The 13,707-nt window shown below is 65.5% G+C and carries 21 protein-coding genes and 1 pseudogene; 9 read left to right on the top strand and 13 right to left on the bottom strand.

The annotated features are described in order from the left end of the window. Positions 1–10: 10 nt before the first annotated feature. A complete protein-coding gene (locus tag CXY77_RS02085) occupies positions 11–529 on the top strand; it encodes a CarD family transcriptional regulator (RefSeq protein ID WP_092341703.1) in 519 nt (172 codons plus the stop codon). 98 nt (positions 530–627) lie between these two features. On the opposite strand, the gene CXY77_RS02080 is transcribed toward CXY77_RS02085, so the two are convergent. Further along, entirely contained in the window at positions 628–1,905 is a 1,278-nt protein-coding gene (locus CXY77_RS02080; protein WP_092341702.1) for a hypothetical protein, read from the bottom strand. Between the two features lie 296 nt (positions 1,906–2,201). Between CXY77_RS02080 and CXY77_RS02075 the strand changes: the two genes are divergently transcribed. After that, entirely contained in the window at positions 2,202–2,687 is a 486-nt protein-coding gene (locus CXY77_RS02075; RefSeq protein WP_092341701.1) for a hypothetical protein, read from the top strand. A 61-nt stretch (positions 2,688–2,748) separates the two neighbouring features. Here the strand turns inward: CXY77_RS02075 and CXY77_RS02070 are convergent, their stop codons facing one another. From CXY77_RS02070 to CXY77_RS02030, 10 genes and pseudogenes are all read right to left on the bottom strand, one after another. Then, complete coding sequence (locus CXY77_RS02070) at positions 2,749–3,807, bottom strand: YihY/virulence factor BrkB family protein (protein WP_092341731.1); 1,059 nt, start codon at positions 3,805–3,807, stop codon at positions 2,749–2,751. Positions 3,808–3,980: 173 nt separating this feature from the next. Beyond that, entirely contained in the window at positions 3,981–4,415 is a 435-nt protein-coding gene (locus tag CXY77_RS02065; protein WP_092341700.1) for a DUF3618 domain-containing protein, read from the bottom strand. Further along, positions 4,412–4,828, bottom strand: coding sequence for a phage holin family protein (locus tag CXY77_RS02060; RefSeq protein WP_092341699.1), 417 nt, complete (start codon positions 4,826–4,828; stop codon positions 4,412–4,414). Before CXY77_RS02060 ends, CXY77_RS02065 begins: the two co-directional genes overlap by 4 nt. Then, positions 4,812–5,078, bottom strand: coding sequence for a hypothetical protein (locus tag CXY77_RS02055; RefSeq protein WP_092341698.1), 267 nt, complete (start codon positions 5,076–5,078; stop codon positions 4,812–4,814). The genes CXY77_RS02060 and CXY77_RS02055 overlap by 17 nt, the downstream gene beginning before the upstream one ends. A gap of 83 nt (positions 5,079–5,161) precedes the next feature. Next, a pseudogene (locus CXY77_RS02050) lies at positions 5,162–5,335 on the bottom strand (CsbD family protein). A 78-nt stretch (positions 5,336–5,413) separates the two neighbouring features. After that, on the bottom strand, positions 5,414–6,019 hold the full coding sequence (locus CXY77_RS02045) for a hypothetical protein (protein ID WP_092341697.1): 606 nt from the start codon (positions 6,017–6,019) through the stop codon (positions 5,414–5,416). Then, entirely contained in the window at positions 6,016–6,600 is a 585-nt protein-coding gene (locus tag CXY77_RS02040) for a DUF6286 domain-containing protein (RefSeq protein WP_092341696.1), read from the bottom strand. Before CXY77_RS02040 ends, CXY77_RS02045 begins: the two co-directional genes overlap by 4 nt. Beyond that, the gene (locus CXY77_RS02035; protein ID WP_134505366.1) at positions 6,597–7,034 is read right to left on the bottom strand and encodes a hypothetical protein; all 438 of its coding nucleotides are present in this window, start codon (positions 7,032–7,034) and stop codon (positions 6,597–6,599) included. The genes CXY77_RS02040 and CXY77_RS02035 overlap by 4 nt, the downstream gene beginning before the upstream one ends. A 2-nt stretch (positions 7,035–7,036) precedes the next feature. Then, positions 7,037–7,231, bottom strand: a complete 195-nt coding sequence (locus CXY77_RS19795) for a DUF2273 domain-containing protein (RefSeq protein ID WP_134505367.1) — start codon at positions 7,229–7,231, stop codon at positions 7,037–7,039. Further along, complete coding sequence (locus tag CXY77_RS02030; RefSeq protein WP_092341694.1) at positions 7,228–7,707, bottom strand: Asp23/Gls24 family envelope stress response protein; 480 nt, start codon at positions 7,705–7,707, stop codon at positions 7,228–7,230. Before CXY77_RS02030 ends, CXY77_RS19795 begins: the two co-directional genes overlap by 4 nt. 122 nt (positions 7,708–7,829) lie before the next feature. On the opposite strand from CXY77_RS02030, the gene CXY77_RS02025 reads away from it, so the two are divergent. The 4 genes from CXY77_RS02025 to CXY77_RS02010 are packed head-to-tail and all read left to right on the top strand — an operon-like array spanning position 7,830 to position 10,000. Beyond that, positions 7,830–8,405 carry an RNA polymerase sigma factor gene (locus tag CXY77_RS02025; RefSeq protein WP_092341693.1) on the top strand — a complete coding sequence of 192 codons (576 nt, stop codon included), beginning with the start codon at positions 7,830–7,832 and terminating at the stop codon, positions 8,403–8,405. Further along, positions 8,402–9,049 carry an Asp23/Gls24 family envelope stress response protein gene (locus CXY77_RS02020; protein WP_134505368.1) on the top strand — a complete coding sequence of 216 codons (648 nt, stop codon included), beginning with the start codon at positions 8,402–8,404 and terminating at the stop codon, positions 9,047–9,049. Before CXY77_RS02025 ends, CXY77_RS02020 begins: the two co-directional genes overlap by 4 nt. Next, the gene (locus tag CXY77_RS02015) at positions 9,049–9,378 is read left to right on the top strand and encodes a hypothetical protein (RefSeq protein WP_092341691.1); all 330 of its coding nucleotides are present in this window, start codon (positions 9,049–9,051) and stop codon (positions 9,376–9,378) included. Before CXY77_RS02020 ends, CXY77_RS02015 begins: the two co-directional genes overlap by 1 nt. A gap of 40 nt (positions 9,379–9,418) precedes the next feature. Then, entirely contained in the window at positions 9,419–10,000 is a 582-nt protein-coding gene (locus tag CXY77_RS02010) for a hypothetical protein (protein ID WP_092341690.1), read from the top strand. A 1-nt stretch (position 10,001) separates the two neighbouring features. Here CXY77_RS02010 and CXY77_RS02005 read toward each other — a convergent pair whose 3' ends face one another. Beyond that, positions 10,002–10,487, bottom strand: a complete 486-nt coding sequence (locus CXY77_RS02005) for an Lrp/AsnC family transcriptional regulator (RefSeq protein ID WP_092341689.1) — start codon at positions 10,485–10,487, stop codon at positions 10,002–10,004. 148 nt (positions 10,488–10,635) lie between these two features. Here CXY77_RS02005 and ald point away from each other — a divergent pair, with 148 nt between their 5' ends. Next, the gene (ald, locus tag CXY77_RS02000; protein WP_092341688.1) at positions 10,636–11,751 is read left to right on the top strand and encodes an alanine dehydrogenase; all 1,116 of its coding nucleotides are present in this window, start codon (positions 10,636–10,638) and stop codon (positions 11,749–11,751) included. 106 nt (positions 11,752–11,857) lie between these two features. On the opposite strand, the gene CXY77_RS01995 is transcribed toward ald, so the two are convergent. Then, on the bottom strand, positions 11,858–12,298 hold the full coding sequence (locus tag CXY77_RS01995; protein WP_104129518.1) for a MarR family winged helix-turn-helix transcriptional regulator: 441 nt from the start codon (positions 12,296–12,298) through the stop codon (positions 11,858–11,860). 58 nt (positions 12,299–12,356) lie between these two features. On the opposite strand from CXY77_RS01995, the gene CXY77_RS01990 reads away from it, so the two are divergent. Both CXY77_RS01990 and CXY77_RS01985 read left to right on the top strand, forming a co-directional pair. Further along, positions 12,357–12,599, top strand: a complete 243-nt coding sequence (locus tag CXY77_RS01990; RefSeq protein WP_092341686.1) for a hypothetical protein — start codon at positions 12,357–12,359, stop codon at positions 12,597–12,599. A 65-nt stretch (positions 12,600–12,664) separates the two neighbouring features. Then, on the top strand, positions 12,665–13,621 hold the full coding sequence (locus CXY77_RS01985) for an aldehyde dehydrogenase family protein (protein WP_199181840.1): 957 nt from the start codon (positions 12,665–12,667) through the stop codon (positions 13,619–13,621). The last annotated feature ends 86 nt before the right edge of the window (positions 13,622–13,707 follow it).

Here is a 13,707-nt window from a genome sequence, read left to right as displayed (position 1 = left end):
GGCGCATTCTATGAAGATTGAAATCGGCGAAACCCTGGTCTACCCGCACCACGGAGCGGTCACCATCACGGCCCTCGCGACCCGCACCATCAAGGGCGTCGAGAAGCAGTTCATGACCCTCAACGTGCACACCAGCGCGCTGACCATTCAGCTGCCGGTCGACAACGTCGAGCTCGTCGGCGTGCGCGACGTCATCGACGCCGCCGGCGTAAGCGCCGTCTACGAAATTCTGCAGAACGCCTTCACCGAGGAGCCGGGCAACTGGTCACGCCGCTACAAGGCCAACCAGGAGAAGATGGCCAGCGGCAGCGTCTACCGGGTGAGCGAGGTCGTACGCGACCTGTGGCGTCGCGACCAGGACAAGGGTGTCTCCGCCGGCGAAAAGCGGATGCTTGAAAAGGCCCGCCAGATCCTCGTCTCCGAACTTGCTCTGGCCCAGGGCCTGACCGACCAGGAAGCCGGCGACCTGCTGCTCATCGAGATTCAGAACTACGTCGTCAGCGACGAGCCCGTCGAGGTCTCCGTCTAGCCTGCCTTTCGCATCCGCTTGACCGCGCCCGATCCTGGTGGGCGCTACGGTAACGGTCGTAGCGCGCACCCGTATCGGGCGCGGTCGTGCGCCAAACGCTAGACCAGTGCGGCGCAGAGCAGCAATGCTGGCCAGGAAGCAACGAGCACGGCGGCCAGGTAGACCAGGTTGCGCCGTGTGAGGGTGATGCTGTCGATACCGTACCGCGCACTAAGCAGCATGGTCAATCCGGTGACTGGGCCGACCGCGGTCGACACTCCCCAGCCGATGCACGCGGCCAGCACGAACAAAGTGGGGTCGGGCGACAGGGGCTGCACGAGCGCCGCGACGATCGCAACCGACACCACCGGGTGCACCCCCACGATCGCGCACAGAATCATCGCGAGCATCATGGCCCAGGCCACGGGAACGGTGAACTCGGTCACCGGCAGCTGCAGGTCGAACAGGGGAAACAGCATCCGCAGGCCGACGGCGAGCACCCCGGCGGAGGCGAACAGCGTGACCTCACCGCGCAGCTGCGGCAGGTCGTGCCGGGCGTGGCGCGCCAGCGCGCGCAGGGCGCCACGCCCGTTCATGATCAGCAAGCCGATCAGGGTGACGCCGAGGCCGGCGAGCAGCACGATCCGCGGCACCGGAACCGTGGGAACCAGCTGGTGCGCCAGCACCACCAGGGCCACGAGGGCGAGCGGCACGCGAATGAGCTCCCAGCTGAGCGTATAGCCGGTGTACGCGGGCAGTTCGCGGCCGAAGAGGTGGAAGATGTCCCAGACGCTCAGGCCGATGGTGACGAGCGCGAGCCCCAGCCCCACCAGCACCAGCACCAGTGAATTCGCGCCGGGAACGAGCGTGGTCGCTGCCGCGGCGGCCGCCCAGAACGGCGACCAGTACGCAGCGGTCGAGTAGGCCCGGGAGATCAGCGCCGCATCGGCGAGCCGCAGGCTGGAGCGACCGCGCAGGTGGTCGCCGACAATGCCGACCGCACCGATGTTGATGATCGCGCCGAGCGCGTGCGTGGCCAGTGCGGTGCGCACGACGGCGAGTCGGCCGTGCAGCCGGGTGCGGGTGATCGGCGAGGTCGGTGTGACCAGTCGCAGAAACGACACAGCGGCGAGCATGCCGATCAGGTCCTGGTTGACCAGGAACAGGTCGCGGCCCACGATCTGTCCGCCCAAAACCAGACCGACCACAACGGATGCGATCCCCACACCGATCAGCACCCCCGCAATGATGCGCTGGGTGCGGTTGACCAGCGTTAGCCCCACCGCCGCGGCAGCGATGGTGAACCCGCCGGCGACGAGTGTCGCATCGGGCAGCGCCACCGAGAGCCCCACGGTCAGGATGATGCCGGAAAGGAGCAGCGCGTAGAGCAGTCGCACTCGTGCCCCCTGAATCGTTGACAGTGTCCGCGGTCGGACACTCTTTCCTATCCAACCAGTCTCTGAACACGTCGTGATGCGGTGGTGGCAAAGGTATCTACTAACCATAACAAGGGTATATCATGCGGCACACATGCTCGTTAGTGTACAGATCAGCGAACCGCACAGAGTTGAATTGTCGTCTTCTCTGCGCCGGCATCCGTCGTCATAGTGCCCACAGCCGCATTCGACCATGGGCGGATTCTTTCTGAAAGTGGTTCCACATGAATGTGTCCGGTCCGGACCGTCCGCCGACCATGATCAGACAACCGGATGCCCACGCCCGCCCCGCCAGCCAGGGCTCGCGCTACGCCCAGTCTCTGCGCGCCGTCACCCCGGTGATGCGCCGCACAGGGCTATTGATCGTACTCGCGCTCGGATCCACTCTGGGCACGCCGGCGTTCGCCATGGAGTCGCTGCAGGGAAGCGCGACCACAATGACGGTGACCGAGCAGTTTCCGAGCCAGGCGCGGGTGGGTCTCCGGATGGGCTTCACTATCACTCTGGACGCTGTCGAGCCCACCGGTACCATCGAGGTCTACACCGGCGCCACCTTGTTGGCGACGACCGACGCCCGAGACCGGGCGTGGACCTCCGTGCCCACAGAAACTCTTCTTCCCGGCTGCGTACCCTTGCGCTTCGTCTATGTATCGACCGGTGATTTCGAGGGGGCGGAGGCGACCATCAGTGTCGAGTTGCACATGGCATCCACTCGCGTCACCATCACGGCCAGGCGTCCGTAGAACGCCGGAGTTTGCGAGCGTGGTGAAGTTGAATGGAGAAGCGTCGGGGGTCTCCCTTCTCCTAGTCTTGCGGGGCGGCGTTCGCCTTGCGGATGCGCCGGCCGTCGGCGACGGTCTGCATCTCCTTCAGGGCGGCCTTTTGGCTCTTCTTCGTGCCGCGCGGCGGCAGCTGAATGTTCTGTTCGGCGGTAATTCCCGCCTGCAGCTGGCGCCCGCGTTCGAGTTCGGCGTCGAATTCAGCCCCGAACAGCAGGGCGAGGTTGGTCAGCCAGAGCCAGAGCAGAAAGATCACGATGCCGGCCAGCGAACCGTAGGTCTTGGCGTAGTTCGAGAACGTCGTGACGTAGAACCCGAACCCCAGCGAGGCAACGACGATAGCCACCAGGGCCACGAGCGCGCCGAGCGACATCCAGCGAAACTTCGGCTGCCGCACGTTCGGCGTGAAGTAGTACAGCACCGCGATCAGCAACACGACGGCCGCCGCGAGCACCGGCCACTTGGCAATGGACCAGACCACCTGCACGGTCTGGCCGAGGCCGAGGGCCGCGCCCACGGCATCCGTTATGGGTCCCGAAATGGCCAGGATCAGCACGACGACGAGCAGCAGGGCGATCCCGATCACGGTCACGAGCAGCTGGGTGGGCTTGAGCTTCAAGAATGACCGACCCTCGTCGATCTCGTAGATGCGGTTCATAGCCCGGCTGAAAGCACCCACATAACCGGATGCCGACCAGATCGCGACCGCGATTCCCGCCACCAGCGCGAACCCGGCCGACGGCGACGTGCTGAACTGTTCGATCGGCCCGCGAATGACATCGAGGGCATCGCCGGGAGCGACCGAGGCGAGAATCGTCAGCAGGGTATCGGCCGACTGCTTGCCCTGCCCGAAAACCCCGAGCAGCGAAACCAGGGCGATCAGCGCCGGAAAGAGCGACAGCACGGCGTAGTAGGTGAGCGACGCCGCGATATCGGTGCACTGATCGGTGCCGAATTCACCCAGCGTGCGTTTGACGACGTACTTCCACGACGTCTTCGTGACGTCGGTCGGCGAGTCGGGCTTGCGGGCGTCGTCGGGCGCTGGCGCGTCGGCGAGGTCCTGGCTCTGGCCTTCGTCCACCATGAAAATCTCCTGCTCGGGTCGAGTGAGGCCGGGGGTCGCGATCCCGGCGCTGAAAATGTACTGCGTTCTCACTGATCTGGCGCTGGGTTGGCTGCCAGAAAGTGTCGATTCCTATAACGGATGCTGCGGCTCGGGCGAGCCGCAGCCTCCGTTTGATGACTCAGTATCGTCAATCAGTAGAGATCGGAGTCGCTCTTGTGCTTCGCAGTCGCGGCGTCATCATGTGCCGTCTCGGTAACCGTTTCCTTCGCCGACGCAGCTTCATCCTTCACATCGCTGGCCGGAACCAGTGACGCGGCCAGCCAGCCGATACCGAACGCGATGAGTTCGACGGCCATAGGGTTTCCCTTGGCCTTGTTCGCGGCCTGGTGCGGCAGATCACCGATGGTGTGGGTCGCCGAAGACACAGCATCGCCGGTCTGCGTGGCCGCGCCCATGACGCGTTCCGATACTGAACCGAAGGCGGACTTCACTTTGTCGGTCTGGCGCTGAATGATTTTGGACGGTGTCACTTTGTCGGCGAGGGCGTCGACATCGCCGCCGAGCTCCCGCCGGGTGCGCTCAATATCAGACCGGATCTGATCGGGGGTTCGGTCGGTGTCGGTCATCGGTTTTCCTCATTTCGTTTCAGTATGTCGGGAATTTTCTTAAGGGAATTAACGGTGCGCGGCGCACCCTTGACTGCTTTCAATTCCTTGCGGCCGATCAGGAACAGTACGAGCCCGATGATCGCCCAGAGGCCGGCCACGAGAAGCCCGGACCAGCCGTTACCGACCAGGTAGCCAAGAGCCCACCAGAGTGCGATCGACAGGAATAGAACAGCCATGATGGCGGCGTAGCCGGCTCCACCCAGCATTCCGGCACCTTTACCGGCCCGGGTGGCCGTTTGGCGAAGCTCGGCCTTGGCCAGTTCGAGTTCCTGACGCATGAGCGTAGAGAGATCACGTGTGACTTCTCCCAGCAGATCTCCCAGCGACGTTTCCGCCGCTTTTTGCTCTGACGGACTATGCAGGTCGGTCATCGTTCCCGAACCGCCAGATCGAGGTCGTCACCGAGGAGACCCGGCTGGCCATCTGGGTCAGTTCGTCGCTGATCGAGCGCAGGCCTTCAGCAACTCTCGCCTGCTGTTCGCCGGCCTGCTCCGTAAGTTGGCTGCGGGCATCCGTGAGCAGGTCCTTCGTCTGTTTCTTGGTCTCGGCGGCGACTTTTCCGACTTCATCCTTCGTGACGTCGGCGACTTCACTGGCTGCGTGCGCGGCGGTGTCGCCCACGTTCGCGGCCTGATCGGCGGCGACGTTCGCGGTGTGCGAAGCGGCGTCCTTCGCGGGTGAAGACGTATCCGCACCGGATAGGGCTAGTCTTTGAAGTCGTCCTTGACGTCTTCACCAACCTTCTTAGCGCTCGCGGCAGTCTGGTCGGCACGGCCTTGGGCGACCTTGGCGTCGTCGTTGGTGGCCTTGCCGACGGCCTCGGTGGCCTTGCCCTTGAGGTCCTACGCGGCGTTCTTGATCTTGTCGGCTGCACTCATGGTGTTCTCTCTTTCGTGTGGTGTTTCCGGGGAACGTTCGGTGCGGGGTGCGCCGAACGCGAGTTGGGGGATCGCCGATCAGCGGATGCGGGTGCTGCGACTGGTGCGCACCCGAAAGCCGCCGCTGATCTGCAGCAGTGCCGGGATGCGCAGCCCGAGCAGCTCGTCGAGGGCGATAAGGGACTGTTCGACGATGCGCACGACGTCGGTCGGGGACGTGCCGCGGCGACAGGTCACCGAGACCTTGAGCACTGCCTCTCCCACCACCTGGTAGGTGGAGACGCGCGTTGACAGAAATTCGGGGTGCTCACCGAGCGCTTGTTGCAGTGACTGCTCGGCGACGGCGGAATCGACCTGGGTGGCGCCCCAATCGGTTGTCTGCTCGCTGACCAACCGGCCGGAGTGGCCGCCGCCCTGCCGCAGTATGAAACGAAGCAGCAGGCCCACGACCGCCAGCAGCAGAGCGAGGGCGACGATCCAGAGCCAGCTGTGCGTGCTTGTACCCAGCGGCGTGGCCTGGAGCCAGCTGGCGACGTTCGCACGGGTGGCGTCGGAAATGGCGCGCCAGGCATCCTGCACAGCGGTCTGGGACGCGAGCAGACCGAGCAGGCCGGCCACGGCGAGCAGCAGCAGGCCGGTCAGGAGTAGAAGGCTGCGGTTGAGCGCTCGATTGGTGTTGTTCACGCTCCGACCTTTCCGCCGACGGCCACCACGACCCGCGTCTGTAACGCCGGGCGCAACTGCAGCCCGTCGAGCTGATCGCGCACCGCCGTGAGTACAGTGTCGCGGTGCACGGCCTGGCCCGAGGCGGGCACCAGGTGCACCGTGGCGAGGCGGCGCGAGATATTCACACGGGTGTTGTCCGGATCGATCCCGCCCGTGCGAGCGGCGCGCCCCGCGAGAGCGGATGCGATGACCTCGTCATCGACGATGGTCACCGCCCGCTCGGAAACCATCACGTGCCGGGCCCTGCGTCCGGGCGAGAGTGCCAGGACCAGCAAGACGAGGCCGACCAGCGCGCAGCCGACGGCGGTTCCGATGAGCAGTGGCAGGGGTGCGCTCGACGCGGACGCCACGCCGTCGGCCAGATCGGCCGGCGCCGTCAGCAGCGCTGGCTGATCTGTCAGCCGCAGCACGATCTCCGTGCCTAGCCAGGCGCACAGCAGGATGACCACGATCGCCGCTGAGATGGCTGCGGCAGCCCGCGGCGAGTGCAGTTCGCGACGACGGATGCGCCCGTAAGTAGCCGATGTCGACGCACTCATCGCACGCGCCGTTCGCGAGCGACATCCGTCCCGTTCACACGCACGGTAACCCGACCGATGTCGGCACCGGTGAGCTCGCCGACGCGGCGTCGAATGTCGGTCTGCGATTGCGCGGATCGAGCCAGGATGGTTCCCCCGGTACGAGTGATGAGGGCCGCTTCGCTCGTGACACGCTGCAGGGAAACCACGCGGATTGAGGTGCTGACCGTGAGCGCGAGCATCCCATGGTCGTCGCCGAGTTCGACGCCGACCTGATTGGGCGTCACGCCGAGCGACTCCGCAGTAACCATGGACACGATCTGCCGCAACGCCCGCGGCACGATGCGGGTTCGACCACGGCTTGTGGCCGCCGGCAGTGCGGCATTCGCTGGTTCCATGGGAGTGTCACTGGGGATACCTTCGCCGAGAAACCAGCCCGGGGAGTCTGTCGTCACGCTCACGACGATGAGCGCTTTCCCTGAAAGGCTCCGATCAGTGAGCTCACGTCGAGACGGCCGTCAACCACGCGGCCAAGGAGCGCGCCGACCAGTATCGCCAGGCCCACGAACAGAAATACCCAAAAGCCCAGAATCACCCAGGTTAGCGCGAGAACCGCACCGACCAGCATTCCTGTTCGGGTTGCGCTAGTCACCGCAGTGCGGCTTTGCTCGGCTCAGCGTCGGCGGCGTCGTCGCTGGGCAGGTTAATATCGACGATCGTCACGTTGACCTCGGTAACTTCGAGTCCGACCAGGTCTTCAATGGCCCGAATGACACTCGAGCGAATGTCGTTGGCCACCTGCTGCAGCTGCACGGGGTACTCGGCGACGATCGTCACGTCTACGGCGACTTGCGTTTCGCCCACCTCCACCGAGATGCCCTGGCTCACGTCGGTGTTGTTCATCGCCTCACGAATTGCGCCGAGGGCTCGGGCCGCACCGCCACCGAGGGCGTGCACGCCGGTGACCTCGCGCGCGGCGATTCCAGCGACCTTGGCCACGACTCCATCATTGATCACGGTCTTTCCCGTGCCGGTGAGCGGCTCGCCGGCTAGAGCTGTGCCGGTCGGCGCACTGCTGCGGGGAGACTTGCTGGCGGAGGCGTTGCCGTTGGTGTCGATGAGGTCCATGATGTTGCTCCTTCATGTCGGGCCGTCGGATCAGACCGAAAGCGGATTATTACCTGTAGGACGAAACTTGTGACATATTCGTCACGCGAAGATGAGAAATATTTAGCCTCAGAGGAGGAACAATGCCCGGCTCTCTGCGTGAGCAGGTCGCGTCGCCGCTCGCATCAGCGTCGGATCAGATGCTTGCCGACCGAGCCGCCGACGGCGACCTGCGGGCCTTCGAGGTGCTGGTACGGCGGTACGGCCCGCTCATGCGGGTCTACGCGACGCGGGTGCTCGGCTCCAACGACGAGACCGATGACGTGGTGCAGGAGGCGTTCATCACGGCCTGGCAGCAGCTCGGCACGCTCGAGGACGGCAGCGCGGTGAAGAGCTGGCTGATGCGCATCGTTAGCCGCAAGAGCATCGATCGGGTGCGCGCGCGCCGTCAGCACGTCAACATCGACGACGCGGATGTCCCGGCGCCCGACGAGCACGCCCCGCACGTTCTCGCCGAGACCGAATCGCAGACCGAGGCTCTCGCCCGAGTGCTGGCCACCCTCCCCGAAGACCAGCGCCGCTGCTGGACTCTGCGGGAACTCGCCGAGTACAGCTACGGTGATATCGCGGCCGAGTTGGGCCTGCCGCTCTCGACCGTGCGCGGATTGCTGGCCCGTGCCCGAAAAACCCTGCTTCGCGAGATGGAGGAATGGCGATGACCGAACTGACGCCGGCAAACAGGCGCTTCCTCGCATTCGACCTCGGTGATACCGAGCGGGAACAGGCCGGGCTCAACGGCCAGACCATCGAGCAGCTCAGCGACTACTTGGATCGCGACCGAACGCCAGCCGACCCGAGTATCGACGATTCGCCGGAGTGTGAGATTGCCCTGCGTGGTCTCGAACGCTTGCGCCGGGCCCAACGGCTACTGCTCAAGCTAGACCTCGAACGTGAATCGCGGCGGGACGACAGCTGGGTGTCGGCCATTCTCGACAACATCACCCTGGAAGCTCACGCCGGCCGGGATATTCCGCTGACCCATCCTGTCCCGACCGCGCGGCTGGTCGTGACGGAAGGTGCCGTGCGCGGCATTCTGCGAGAGTCCGGCGACCGTATGCAGAACGTGTTCGTAGGCCGGTGTGTGCTGGTCGGCGACGTCAACGTACCCGGCACGCCGATCGTCATCGAGGTCGATGTGACCGTATTCCCGGGGGAGAAAATTCCGCTGCTCGCCGATCAACTGCGCCATGCGATGTACGCCGCGCTCGGCAAATACACGGAACTTGTCGTGACGGCCATCGACATCACGGTGAGTGACCTGCAGCCCCTGCCCGATGCATCCGCTCAAGAAAAGGAGCACTGATGACCACGGTTATTCCGTTCACCGACCAGCTTGACGCGCTGGTACGCCAGGTTCCGGGGGTCGACGCGCTGTACCCGGCTCGGTCGATCGTGGCCACAGTACTCACCACCGCCCTCGATGCGGTGGCACACCACGCGCCCGCCGCGCCGCTGGTGTACACGGTTGCGCAGTCCGATGGCGTGCGGGTCACGGCGAAGATCGGCATTGGGGCCGCCGAGTCCTCGGCTGATGTCAGTGGGCGGGTACACGACGCCATCGCCGAGCACCTGCGGCAGGTGGGCAACCCGACGGTCGCGCAGATCGCCGTAATCGTGGCCCGGATCGGTTGAGCGTCTAGCCGATCGGGGTCAGCCGTGCTAGCTTGCCCCGATGAAGCAGAGAGAGATGTTCCTTCAAGCGGATGCCGCGCTGCGCTCCGTCGTAGACCAGATCACTCCCGCGCAGCTCGACCTGCCGGCACCGGCCGAGTGGTCACGCAAGTCGAATCCGACGCTGCGCGACATGCTCGCCTTGCACGCCGAGGACGAAGCCTGGCTGCCCGCGGTGCTGGAAGGCCGCACGATCGAGGAGGTCGGCGACACCTATAAGGGCGACCTGCTCGGTGACGATCCGATCGGCAATTACGACCGCCTCAAAGAATCGGCGACGAAAGTAGCCAACGGCGACCTCGACCCCGACAAGGTCGTACACCTGAGCTACGGCGACTATTCTCTCGGCGAAGCTCTGCAGCACACCGCCCTCTACCGGGCCTTCCAGGCCTGGAGCATCGCCAAGCACATCGGTCTCGACTACTCGCTGCCCGACGTGCTGGTCGAAAACCTCTGGGAGCAGATCGCGCCCGACATCGAAATGTGGCGGGGTTTCGGCGTTTTTCCGCCCGAGGTGGCGGTGCCGGAGGGCGCGAATCGCGAGGTGCAGTTGCTCGGCAAGGTCGGCTACTGGCGCGCCTGAACTACTCTGGCGCGACTCCGTTGTAGAAGTGCTCGAACACCATGCTCGTTCTGGTGGAGGCGACTGCGGGGTTGGCGGAGAGGTTCTCCAGCACGAAATCGCGCACATCGTCGGTGTCCCGTGCCGACAGGTGAATGATAAAGTCCTCGGAGCCGCCGAGGAAAAACAGCTGCACCACGCGGGGCATCACCCGAATCGAATCGCGAAACGCGGGAATGTGGGTGCGGGCGCCCGCGCGAATGCTCACACTGATGAGCGCCTGCAGGCCGAGACCGATCGACTTCGGGTCGACCATGGCCGTGAAGCCGGTGACGATTCCGCGGCTGACCAGGGAACGCACCCGGGACACACAGGTGGACTCGGCGATGCCGGCGGCGCTGGCGAGCCGGCTGTTGGTGGTGCGGGAATCGGCCTGCAGTGCCGCGACCAGAATGCGGTCGATTTCGTCGAGGGTCTCGGTGACCCGAATCCTCTTCGTTTCTGCCATCGCACATCTCCAACTAGCCGCATATTTCGTGGAATATTCTTGAAGTCTGGCAGATTCTACGGATTTTACCTAGCGGGAACGAATCAATAGCAGTCTTACCTCTATCAAAGCCGAGTCGTTCGGCAGAAGTAACCGAGACGGAGCACTTATGTTGGTCGGCATTCCCACTGAGATCAAGAACAACGAGAACCGCGTTGCGATCACCCCGGCCGGCGTCAACGAGCTCACCCGTCGCGGCCACGACGTCATCATCGAGAAGGGCGCCGGACTGGGCTCGAGCATCACCGATGATGCTTTTCGCCTCGCCGGGGCATCCATTGTCGACACCGCCGCCGAAGTGTGGGCCGCGGCCGAACTGCTCCTGAAGGTCAAGGAGCCCATTGCTAGCGAATACCCGCTGATGCGTCAGGGCCAGGTGCTGTTCACCTATCTGCACCTCGCGGCATCCGCTGAGTGCACCGACGCGCTGATCAAGTCGGGCACGACCGCGATCGCGTACGAGACCGTGCAGTTACCCGACCGCAGCCTGCCGCTGCTCTCGCCGATGAGCGAGGTCGCCGGCCGCCTGTCCGTGCAGGTCGGCGCGTACCACCTGCTGAGCGCCAACGGCGGCAGCGGAATCCTGCTCGGCGGTGTTCCCGGAACCCCCAAGGCCAAGGTCGTCGTGATCGGCGGCGGTGTCGCGGGCGAGCACGCCGCGGCCAACGCCCTCGGCATGGGCGCCGACGTGACCATCATCGACCTGTCGCTGGCCCGCCTGCGCCAACTCGAGGCCCGCTTCAATGGCGAGATCCAGACGCGCGCGTCGACCCAGTATGAGATCGCCGAGCAGGTGCGCGAGGCCGACCTCGTGATCGGGTCCGTGCTCATTCCGGGCGCGCAGGCACCCAAGCTCGTCACCGACGCCATGGTCGCGTCGATGAAGCCGGGCTCCGTGCTCGTGGACATCGCGATCGACCAGGGCGGCTGCTTCGAGGGCTCGCACGCTACGACCCACGACAACCCCACCTTTGCCGTGCACGACAGCGTCTACTACTGCGTCGCCAATATGCCCGGTGCCGTGCCAGCCACGTCGACCCGCGCGCTGACCAACGCGACCCTGCCCTACGTCGTCGCCCTGGCCCAGAAGGGCTGGAAGAAGGCCATCGCCGAAGACGCTGCCCTGGCCAAGGGCCTCAACGTGCACAACGGACGCATCACCAACGCGCACGTCGCCTCGGCCTTCCACGCCGAGCTGCTGACCGTCGCCGACGCTATCGCCTGACCCGCGTCGTCTGACCCGCGTCACCCGGGCCGACATCCATCAGCGGATGCCGGCCCGTATCGTCCATGCGTCCTGAGGGCCTATTCAGGAAATTAGCCCGAACGTGTCAGGAGGTTGCGGCCATCACTCGGTGCAGCGCGTCGCGCAGGGTCGCCAGGTCGTCGAGGGGAATGTTGAGCGCCTCGACGACCCGCGGCGGAATCGATTCGGCCACCGAACGCAGGCCGACACCACGCTCGGTCAGAGTGATATCGAGCGTGCGTTCGTCGGCCACGCGACGCTGGCGGCGCACGTAGCCCGACGCTTCCAGGCGTTTGAGCAGCGGGGAGAGGGTGGCTGGCTCAAGGCACAGCGTCTGGCCGAGGCCCTTGAGCGTGCGCGGGCTCTGGTCCCAGAGGGCGAGCATCACCAGATATTGCGGATGTGTGAGACCCAGCGGCTCCAGTATGGGACGATACAGCGCAATGACGTTGCGCGAGGCGATCGCGAGCGCGAAGCAGACCTGGTTGTCGAGAGCGAGGGGGTTCTCAAGCGTTGACGATGTCATGGGGGCGTTCCGTTCCGGCTGGTTGTTCTTCCTGCATTTAGTTAGTACACTAACAGTTATGACACACGGTAAGGATTCCCACCCGCGCATCAAGGGACCTGGCGGACTCACGGCTTGGCTCAACGGTCGGCTGTTTCCCATTCTCGGGCCGCCGCCGGTCGGTCCGAGCGGGTCCGATCTGCTGCCGGCAGCGCCCGCGCTCGTGCGCGGCTGCCCGGTCTGCGCCCAGCCGATGGACCAGCACGACATCGACCGCACCGGTGAGCGCACGCAGCTGCACTGCCCGGTCGCCCTGCACTAGCCCCGCCGTACGGAGCCTCCCTCGGCAGTTTGCCCACTAGGCTGGGCCGCAATCACGGGAGGCCAATGACGGCAGATCAGGCTGCGCTCGACCTTGCCATTACCGAGCTGACCGACGGAAGCCAGCGGTGGGCGGTGACCACCCTCGAGGCGCGCGACGAACTGCTGGAGCACACCGGGGCATCCGTTGCGGCGGAGGCCGAGCCCTGGGTGGCTGCGGCCGCCCGGGCCAAGGGCCTCGAGCCCTCGTCGCCGCTCATCGGCGAGGAATGGCTGACCGGACCCTACGGCGTGCTCACCTCCCTGACTGCGCTGGGCCGCACGCTCCGCACGCTCGCCACCGGGCGGAGCCCCCTCGCCAGCCGCACGTTCGGGCGGGCGCCCGACGGCCGGGTCACCGTTGCCGTGCTTCCGCACAACGCGTGGGACGGCCTGCTGCTGCACGGCTTCACGGCCAGGGCGTGGCTTCGACCGGGCGTCTCGGCGGCGCAGGCCCGTGCCCAGGCCGGGCTGGGCCAGCTCACACCGACAGCGCGCAATGGCGTCGGCCTCGTGCTCGGCGCCGGCAATATCTCCTCGATCGCACCCCTCGACGTGCTCTACGAGCTGATCGCGCGCAATCGGGTCTCGATTCTCAAACTCAATCCCACCTTCGACGGTCTGCTGCCCGTCTATCGCGCGGCGCTTGCCCCGCTCATCGACGCGGGACTGCTGCGCATCGTCACCGGCGGCGCCGACGTGGGCGCCTACCTCGCCCGTCACCCCGGCATCAGCCATGTGCACATCACCGGCAGCGCGGCCACACACGATGCGATTGTGTTCGGCGGCTCAAGAACTCCCAGCCTGGGTAAACCGATCAGCAGTGAGCTCGGCGGAGTCTCGCCGATAATCGTGCTGCCCGGCCGCTGGAGCGCACCGTCGTGCGTGGGCCGTTTCGGCCGTTTCCACGCTCGGTGGTGCATGGTGAGTGGGCTCTGCTGCCGAAGCCGCCGTGGTTCGTGTCGGCTCGCAGTGGCACTTTGACCGCCCGCCTGCTGACCGAATTCGCCGCGCGCCCGTCGGTGCGCAGGCTGCCCGGCATTCTCGCTGCCGCGTTTCGAGCCTGAGTG

Origin of the sequence: Cryobacterium sp. N21 (assembly GCF_002929575.1) — a bacterium.
GTDB classification, from domain to species: Bacteria; Actinomycetota; Actinomycetes; order Actinomycetales; family Microbacteriaceae; genus Cryobacterium; species Cryobacterium flavum.
This window is presented reverse-complemented; position numbering and strand designations above follow the sequence as displayed.

Coding starts and splice junctions, on each gene's coding strand:
- CXY77_RS02040 (WP_092341696.1), bottom strand. CDS start 6,600: ATGAGTGCGTCGACATCGGCTACTTACGGGCGCATCCGTCGTCGCGAA.
- CXY77_RS01995 (WP_104129518.1), bottom strand. CDS start 12,298: ATGACATCGTCAACGCTTGAGAACCCCCTCGCTCTCGACAACCAGGTC.
- CXY77_RS02085 (WP_092341703.1), top strand. CDS start 11: ATGAAGATTGAAATCGGCGAAACCCTGGTCTACCCGCACCACGGAGCG.
- CXY77_RS02025 (WP_092341693.1), top strand. CDS start 7,830: ATGCCCGGCTCTCTGCGTGAGCAGGTCGCGTCGCCGCTCGCATCAGCG.
- CXY77_RS01985 (WP_199181840.1), top strand. CDS start 12,665: ATGACGGCAGATCAGGCTGCGCTCGACCTTGCCATTACCGAGCTGACC.
- CXY77_RS02075 (WP_092341701.1), top strand. CDS start 2,202: ATGATCAGACAACCGGATGCCCACGCCCGCCCCGCCAGCCAGGGCTCG.
- CXY77_RS02020 (WP_134505368.1), top strand. CDS start 8,402: ATGACCGAACTGACGCCGGCAAACAGGCGCTTCCTCGCATTCGACCTC.
- CXY77_RS02070 (WP_092341731.1), bottom strand. CDS start 3,807: ATGGTGGACGAAGGCCAGAGCCAGGACCTCGCCGACGCGCCAGCGCCC.
- CXY77_RS02030 (WP_092341694.1), bottom strand. CDS start 7,707: ATGGACCTCATCGACACCAACGGCAACGCCTCCGCCAGCAAGTCTCCC.
- CXY77_RS02065 (WP_092341700.1), bottom strand. CDS start 4,415: ATGACCGACACCGACCGAACCCCCGATCAGATCCGGTCTGATATTGAG.
- CXY77_RS02010 (WP_092341690.1), top strand. CDS start 9,419: ATGAAGCAGAGAGAGATGTTCCTTCAAGCGGATGCCGCGCTGCGCTCC.
- CXY77_RS02015 (WP_092341691.1), top strand. CDS start 9,049: ATGACCACGGTTATTCCGTTCACCGACCAGCTTGACGCGCTGGTACGC.
- CXY77_RS02005 (WP_092341689.1), bottom strand. CDS start 10,487: ATGGCAGAAACGAAGAGGATTCGGGTCACCGAGACCCTCGACGAAATC.
- CXY77_RS01990 (WP_092341686.1), top strand. CDS start 12,357: ATGACACACGGTAAGGATTCCCACCCGCGCATCAAGGGACCTGGCGGA.
- ald (WP_092341688.1), top strand. CDS start 10,636: ATGTTGGTCGGCATTCCCACTGAGATCAAGAACAACGAGAACCGCGTT.
- CXY77_RS02060 (WP_092341699.1), bottom strand. CDS start 4,828: ATGACCGACCTGCATAGTCCGTCAGAGCAAAAAGCGGCGGAAACGTCG.